Source organism: uncultured Chitinophaga sp., assembly GCF_937874145.1.
Classification (GTDB): Bacteria; Bacteroidota; Bacteroidia; order Chitinophagales; family Chitinophagaceae; genus Chitinophaga.
The window spans coordinates 1-7385 of record NZ_CALNBI010000303.1; the positions used below are offsets into that span (position 1 = coordinate 1).

6 protein-coding genes are annotated in these 7385 nt (G+C 54.7%); 3 read left to right on the top strand and 3 right to left on the bottom strand.

The features are described from left to right. Together Q0510_RS14870 and Q0510_RS14875 are read right to left on the bottom strand one after the other, a co-directional pair. Positions 1-1905, bottom strand: a 1905-nt coding sequence (locus tag Q0510_RS14870) for a glutamate synthase central domain-containing protein (RefSeq protein WP_298713326.1), incomplete at its 3' end; no start/stop codon positions are given. Positions 1906-2194: 289 nt separating this feature from the next. After that, positions 2195-3736, bottom strand: coding sequence for a family 10 glycosylhydrolase (locus Q0510_RS14875; RefSeq protein WP_298713329.1), 1542 nt, complete (start codon positions 3734-3736; stop codon positions 2195-2197). A gap of 99 nt (positions 3737-3835) precedes the next feature. Between Q0510_RS14875 and Q0510_RS14880 the strand changes: the two genes are divergently transcribed. Beyond that, a complete protein-coding gene (locus Q0510_RS14880; RefSeq protein ID WP_298713331.1) occupies positions 3836-4879 on the top strand; it encodes a DUF3500 domain-containing protein in 1044 nt (347 codons plus the stop codon). A gap of 73 nt (positions 4880-4952) precedes the next feature. Here Q0510_RS14880 and Q0510_RS14885 read toward each other — a convergent pair whose 3' ends face one another. After that, on the bottom strand, positions 4953-5405 hold the full coding sequence (locus Q0510_RS14885; RefSeq protein ID WP_298713334.1) for a methylglyoxal synthase: 453 nt from the start codon (positions 5403-5405) through the stop codon (positions 4953-4955). Positions 5406-5500: 95 nt separating this feature from the next. On the opposite strand from Q0510_RS14885, the gene Q0510_RS14890 reads away from it, so the two are divergent. Together Q0510_RS14890 and Q0510_RS14895 are read left to right on the top strand one after the other, a co-directional pair. After that, entirely contained in the window at positions 5501-6082 is a 582-nt protein-coding gene (locus Q0510_RS14890; protein WP_298713337.1) for a NifU family protein, read from the top strand. Between the two features lie 99 nt (positions 6083-6181). Continuing rightward, entirely contained in the window at positions 6182-7360 is a 1179-nt protein-coding gene (locus tag Q0510_RS14895) for a PNGase F N-terminal domain-containing protein (protein WP_298713340.1), read from the top strand. Positions 7361-7385 lie beyond the last annotated feature (25 nt).

The following is a 7385-nucleotide window of genomic DNA, read 5'->3' on the forward strand; positions in this document are numbered from 1 at the left end:
CAGCGCGCGGTCGGATAGGATGATCACTTCAAAACCATCTTCCACAGCGTCTACCGCATAACGGCAGAGGCGGGCGAGGCCTTTTTCAAGGGAGCCGGGCTTACCGTCGGCCTTGAAATAAGTATGCAGCGTCTTGGCCTGGAAAATACCGGTGTCGATACTGCGGATTTTTTCCAGTTCATAGTTAGTTAATACCGGGTGCGGCAGCGCCACCGAGTGGCAGTGCAGCGGATCCTCGTCGAGCAGGTTGCCGTTGTTGCCGAGGAAAGTCGCCAGCGACATTACCAGTCTTTCCCGGATGGGATCGATGGGCGGGTTGGTTACCTGCGCGAACAGCTGTTTGAAGTAGCTGCTCAAATGCTGCGGCTGATCGCTCAACACGGCCAGGGGAGCATCGGTACCCATGGAACCCACGGGCTCCTTGCCGTCGATGGCCATGGGAGAGATGATCGTTTCCAGGTCTTCGGTGCTGTAACCGAATGCGCGCTGGTACTTGAAGATCTGCTCGTGCTCGAGGTGCGTGAAAGTAACGCGGGGCTCGGGCAGCTCGTCGAGGCGGATCTTATATTTATTCAGCCATTCTGCGTAAGGCTGTGCGGAGCAGATAGACTGCTTCAGCTCTTCGTCGCCGATGATGCGGCCCTGGTCCATGTCCACGATGAACATTTTACCCGGCTGCAGGCGGCCTTTTTCTTTCACATTTTTCGGATCGATTGGCAGAACGCCGGCTTCGGAAGCCATGATCACGCGATCGTCTTTCGTTACCACGAAGCGGGAAGGGCGGAGCCCGTTCCTGTCGAGGGTGGCGCCGATGATCTTGCCGTCGGTGAAGGAGATGGAAGCGGGGCCATCCCAGGGCTCCATGAGCGACGCGTGATATTCGTAGAAGGCTTTCTTCACGGGGTCCATGCTCTCGTTGCCGTCCCAGGCTTCGGGGATGAGCATCATCATAACATGGGGGAGCGAGCGGCCGGTGAGGTTGAGCAGCTCCACCACGTTGTCGAGGCAGGCGGAATCGGATTGCCCTTCGTCCACGATGGGAGAGAGCATTTCCATTTCTTCCTTGGTGAAATATTTGGTCAGGAAGGAGCTTTCGCCGGCGCGGAGCCAGTTGAGGTTTCCTTTCAGGGTGTTGATTTCACCGTTGTGGGCGATAAAACGGAAGGGGTGCGCGAGCTTCCAGCTGGGGAAGGTGTTGGTGGCGAAACGGCTGTGGATAAGACCGAAGGCCGACACCATGCGCTCATCGCGGAGGTCAGGGTAATAATGCCCCACCTGGTAAGTGGTGAGCTGACCTTTATATACGATGGTTTTATGGGAGAAGGACGCGAAATAGATTTCGGCCTTTTCTTTCGGGATGGAGCAGCGCACTGTTTTGGTGATATAGTTGCGCAGCACGAACAGTTTACGTTCAAATTCTTCCGGATCGGAAATATGATACGGGCAGGCGATGAACAGTTGTTCGATTTCGGGTTCTACGGACAGGGCGGTTTCACCGATACCATCGGGGCGAACGGGGACTTTGCGGTACCCGAGGATTTCGAGGCCCACTTTTTCCGCGCAGCGCTGGATGATCTCGCGGCACTCTTCGCGCCAGCGGGGTTCTTTGGGGAAGAAGACCATCCCCACACCGTATTTACCGGCATCCGGAAGGCGGATACCCATTTTGAGACATTCGGCATACAAGAATTCATGCGGCATCTGGATCATAATCCCCGCGCCGTCGCCCGTGGTGCGTTCGCAACCGCAGGCGCCGCGGTGTTCCATATTTTCCAACATGGTTAATGCATCGCGGATGATCTGGTGTGACTTCCGACCTTTGATGTGGGCGGTAAAACCCGTACCACACGCATCGTGCTCAAATTCCGGACGATACAAACCTTGTTCTTGGCTCACAATTCGCATTGGCTGTTAAATTTTCCTTTTATCCTTTATCAGATACACTACACCCACAGGCAACAAAGCCCTGGCTCAGGTACCGTATTTTGCTTTGGGAACGGTTTAAAGATACTAATAGAATGCGGTTTATTTTACAGAAAGTTTGATTAAAGCCTTAAAATTTAGAAAATTTTAAAATCGGCTAGTCTTTCATTTGATAATCGTAAAAATTGAACACCGGGTAGGGGCAGGATGGGGTATAAAAAAGGCCGGAAAATTTTCCGGCCGTGAATAAGTTGTGAAAAAACTATCATTTTCAGGGAGCAAACTCGAATTTGACCGTCCCGTTCGCGTGTTCCACCCGCAACGGGTCGCTGATCATGCTCTCATTATGCATACGGTCCAAAGCGGTAACGATATAAATATAGGTGCGCCCTTTAATATATTGTCTGTCCATAAAAACCGGGTCGGGCATCTGCCCCACGATCGCCAGGATCTTCGTGGGGTCGCTCACATTGATCACCTGGCCCTCCTCGAAACGGTATAATACATACCGCTGCGTCTGCCGGGAAGTGTCGTCGTCCGCCCACCGGATCTCCAGCCCGCCGTTCTTCTCGAAAGCGTCCGTGAAATAGGGGGCCAGCGGCGCTTTATCGTCGATCCAGGGCATCGTGGGCAACAGCGCCGGGTACCGGTACAGGTGATTTTGCAGGGAATCGTTGATGCCGAAAGGATTGCCGTTGAAAGAACGGCTGCTGAAAAATACGCTCCCCTGAATCGTTGCAAATGCCCGCGTAGCAAGGATCTGGTTCGGCAGCTCCCGCGGGTTCCGCCAGGGCGCGCTGCTGCCGATGCGGTACGCGCCGTGACCGATGTACATGTGGCGGCCGTAAGCATGCTTCGACCACCAGTCTACCAGCACTTCGTAAGCCACCAGCCGGTGCCCGAACTCCCAGTACAGCTGCGGCGTGAGGTAATCGATCCAGCCGAGGCGCTGCCATTTGATGACGTCGGCATAAAGATCGTCGTAATTGGTGAGGCCCGCGCGCGTGGGGGAACCGCTGAAATCCTTATCCTGGTTGCGCCATACGCCAAACGGACTGATCCCAAATTTCACCCAGGGCTTGGTTTCCTTGATGGCGCCGCTGAGCATCTGGATGATCGTATCTACATTATAACGCCGCCAGTCGTCGAGGCTGCGGCCATTACCATAGAGCCGGAAGGAGCCCCGGTCGGGGAAATCCTTGCCGGGAAGACGGTAAGGGTAAAAATAATCGTCGAAATGAACGGCGTCGATGTCGTAGCGTTTTACCACGTCGCGGATCAGCTCGGTCACGTAGGAACGGACCTCCGGAATCCCCGGGTCGAAGTATTTTTTGTCGCCGTAGGTGAGGAACCACTGCGGGCGGGTACGCGTGATATGATTGTCGGCAATGCTGCTGCCTCGGGTGTTGGCCACGGCGCGGTACGGGTTGAACCAGGCGTGGAACTCCATCCCGCGTTTATGCGTTTCGGTGATCATGAACTCCAGCGGATCGTAATACGGGATGGGGGGCTGGCCCTGCCTTCCGGTGAGGTATTCGCTCCAGGGTTCGTAAGGAGACGGGTAGAAGGCGTCCGCCGCGGGCCGCACCTGGAAGATGATGGCGTTGATGCCGTTTTTCTGGTGGAAATCCAGCAACTGGATAAATTCCTGGCGCTGTTGCTCGGGCGGCAATCCTTTCCGGGAAGGCCAGTCGATGTTCGCTATCGTCGATATCCAGACAGCCCTGAACTCCCTTTTGGGAGGCAGTTGCGCCTTTGCGGGGCGCATCAGGCTGCCGCACAGTAGTAGTCCGGTCAATATGTACTTCACCATTTCCTTGTATCGGTTTTCCGTAAACTGCGAAAATAAAGTTCCGTCGTCCAAATGCCAAATGCGGGCAGGATTTGTATTTTGTAAATAGAATCCACGCATATGAAAACGCTTTTCCTGCCGGCATGTTTGATATTACTGGGCATTTGTCCGGATGTTTTTTCTCAATCCAAACTTCCGGCCAAAACTTCCGCACCGCAAACGCTGGAACAGGCGGCGCAGCAGTTGTTTTTTGATCTGGGGAAGGAAAAGCTGGGAAAGATGACGGCGCCGTTCGAGGGTGATCAGCGGTTTGAGTGGCATTTCGTGCCGAAGGAGCGGTACGGCCTGCGCCTCAAGGACATGACGCCTTCGCAGCAGGAGCGGGCCTTTGCGCTGGTGAACCTTTGTTTAAGCAACGAAGGCGCCCGCAAAGCGAAAGGTGTGGTGGAGCTGGAAGCCATCCTCCGGGAAGTGGAGAAGCGCGCCATCACCGATACCTACCGCGATACCGGGAACTTTTACTTCGCCGTTTTCGGCAGCCCCTTCGCCGGCAAACCCTGGGCCCTGCGCATGGAAGGGCATCACGTTTCCCTCAACTTCACGATTCTAAATAACCGCATCGTGTCGGTGGGACCGGGTTTCCTCGGCGCCAACCCCGCGAAGGTGCCATCCGGGCCGGCCACGGGGCATCAATTATTAAAACAAGAAACCGAACTGGCTTTCTCTCTGGTCAACGGACTGAACGAACAACAGCGTAAAACCGTGCTGGTGGCCGAAAAAGCACCGTCGGACATCATTACCGGAAACAAGCGCCGCGCCTGGCAGCTTGATCCGCCGGGCATTGCCTGGAATGCGCTGAAGCCCGCACAGCAAAAGCAGCTCCGTTCGCTGATCGATGTGTATATCGGCCGGTATACCCGCCTGATGAACGACATTTTGTGGAAAGAAATTGAAACGGCAGGCCTGGATAACATCCATTTTGCCTGGGCCGGCGGCCGGGTTTGGGGGGAAGGACATTATTACCGCATCCAGGGGCCAACATTCCTGATTGAATACGATAATACGCAGAACGATGGGAACCACGTCCATTCGGTGTTCCGGGAATTAGAGAACGATTTTGGGGAAGATGCGCTTAAAGCCCATTATCAACAGGCGCATCCATGATTATCAGCCGGTTAGGGGGCTGCGGGTCCTGCAAATCAGTGGAGCCCGCGTTAAAAAAAAACCATGGCGGATTTTACACTTTCCGGCCGAGATACTGGCTGTAGTCGGGGAGGATGACGGTGTATTCCTGGTGCATAAGCGGTGAGGTCATAAGGAAATCCGCGGAGGCCCGGTTGGAGGCCATGGGGATATTCCAGACAACGCCGAGGCGCAGGAGGGCTTTGATATCCGGGTCGTGGGGCAGGGCCTCCATGGGATCCCAGAAAAAGATGATCACGTCGATCCGGCCTTCGGCAACGGCCGCACCGATCTGCTGGTCGCCGCCCAGGGGGCCGCTGAGCAGCTTGCGGACGGATACGTCCAGCGCCTCTTCGATCAGCTTTCCGGTGGTGCCGGTGGCGTACAGTTCGTGGCGGGCGAGCACCGTCTTATTATAGATGGCCCATTCCATGAGCTCCGCCTTTTTATGGTCGTGCGCGATCAGTGCAATCCGTTTGCGGGCATGCAGGGTTTTAGTCTGTAACATATTGCAAAAATATACCTGTTTACTGAGACTCCAAGTTCTGGCCGGCATTGTCGCCAAATTTTGTTAATTTTGCGGGAGATAAAATTGGACTAATAATGATTAAAACAGGAAATCCCATCATCAGTATCTATACGGAAATGACGCCGAATCCGGAAACGATGAAGTTTGTGGCGAACAAGCTCCTGTATCCGAATAAAAGCATCGATTTTCCCGATGCGGCCAGCACCGGTCCGAGCCCCCTCGCGGCCGAGCTCTTCACCTTCCCCTTCATCCGTGGCGTTTTCATCGCCAGCAACTTCGTGACGCTGACGAAAACCAACGATACCGATTGGGCAGACGTGATCCCCACCATCCGCCAGTTCCTCAAAGAATACCTGGAAGATAACCGTGCGGTGATCAATGAAGATGAAATCAAAGCGGCTCCCGTGATGAGCGGCGACGAAAGCGACGTAGTTACCCGCATCAAAGACCTGCTGGAAAACGCCGTGAAGCCCGCGGTGGAAATGGACGGCGGCGCCATCCAGTTCAAAAACTACGAAGATGGCGTGGTTACGGTAATCCTGCAGGGTTCCTGCTCCGGTTGCCCGTCTTCCATGATCACCCTCAAATCCGGCATCGAAGGCATCATGAAACGCATGATCCCCGAGGTAAAGGAAGTGGTGGCCGAAACAGAATAAGCCATAGTTGAAATGAATGATAGTGTTAAAGCGCAGCCTTTGTGGTTGCGCTTTTTTCGTTTTGTTGTGTAGCTTTGGAACTTTGCAACTAAACAGTGAATGATGAAAGGAATTCTGATCGGATGCGCGATGGTAATCGCCACGGCGTCCGCTACCGCGCAACAGTCCGAAGCCGTGGTCACCTACGGTTTCCGCAATAACGGGAAAGACTCCCGGGGCGAACAAACCCTGCTCATCCAGGGGAAACGGGTGGCCGTGGGATCTTCCGGCAGGCAAACGGAACAACAGTTCCTCAGCTACGCCGATAAAGCCACCTTCCAGCTGCTCGACGGCAAAAACGGCGCCTTCACGCTGAAAAAGCCCTTCAGCGAATACATTAAACCCGAACTGCTGCCCGGAATCGATACCGTTGCCGGCATCCCCTGCAAAAAAGCCAAAGCCATTATCCGGTCCAACACCATCGAAATTTGGTACACCGATGCGCTGGCCATCAAAGGAACGCCGCAGATCTCCATCGCACCGGGACTGGGGCTGATCCTCAAAATCGTCCGCAACGGCAACAGCGAAACGTACGCAAAGAAGATTGAATACCGCAAAGTGAGCAACGAGGAACTGAAATGGCCCGCATCCTGGGGCAAGCTCGTGTCTGAACCGGCGTACCAGCGCCAGGTGATCGACAGCCGCTACGCTACCATTTCCATCTTCGACCAGGAACAGATCAGCTGGGGCAACAAAATCGATAACCCTTCCGGCTACCCGCTCAACGCCACTTACCACTTCGCCGGCGGTACCGTGATTCTGAAGAAAGTAAATCTCCCCGCCGTAAAATCCAGCCAGCGGCTCTTTGCCGAACTGGTGCAATATTCCAACGGCGATGCCTACGATCGCACGGGCTCGGTGTTCGTGGTGCCGGTGGATAAGGCCCGCAGCTTCCTGGAAGGACTGGAGAAGGGCGCCAACGTGCTCCCGGCTTTCACCGGCCGAAACGGGAAAGCTTACCAGGGCTACGTTTCCACCGACGATTACGATGCGCCCGTCGAAGTGATGCGCCTCTTCACCCCGTTCGGCGTCCGCCATTTCAATAAGCAGGTGCATGCATCGCTTATGCAACTGATTGTTACCCCTGAAGACAGCCTGACTGCCTTCAGAGGCGTTGGCAGAAAACAACTTCCATCAACTGTAATGGGACTCTTATTTCATGCGGCAGAACATACCATGCGGCATACAGGGCAGTTACTCGTTACCGTAAAAGTGTTGAAATCCGGAACCACTAGATAAGTTGTGAATCCTTTTTTACATTCGC

Excerpts from the sequence above, each read along its gene's own strand:
- Q0510_RS14875 (WP_298713329.1), bottom strand. The coding sequence starts at position 3,736 with ATGGTGAAGTACATATTGACCGGACTACTACTGTGCGGCAGCCTGATG.
- Q0510_RS14880 (WP_298713331.1), top strand. The coding sequence starts at position 3,836 with ATGAAAACGCTTTTCCTGCCGGCATGTTTGATATTACTGGGCATTTGT.
- Q0510_RS14885 (WP_298713334.1), bottom strand. The coding sequence starts at position 5,405 with ATGTTACAGACTAAAACCCTGCATGCCCGCAAACGGATTGCACTGATC.
- Q0510_RS14890 (WP_298713337.1), top strand. The coding sequence starts at position 5,501 with ATGATTAAAACAGGAAATCCCATCATCAGTATCTATACGGAAATGACG.
- Q0510_RS14895 (WP_298713340.1), top strand. The coding sequence starts at position 6,182 with ATGATGAAAGGAATTCTGATCGGATGCGCGATGGTAATCGCCACGGCG.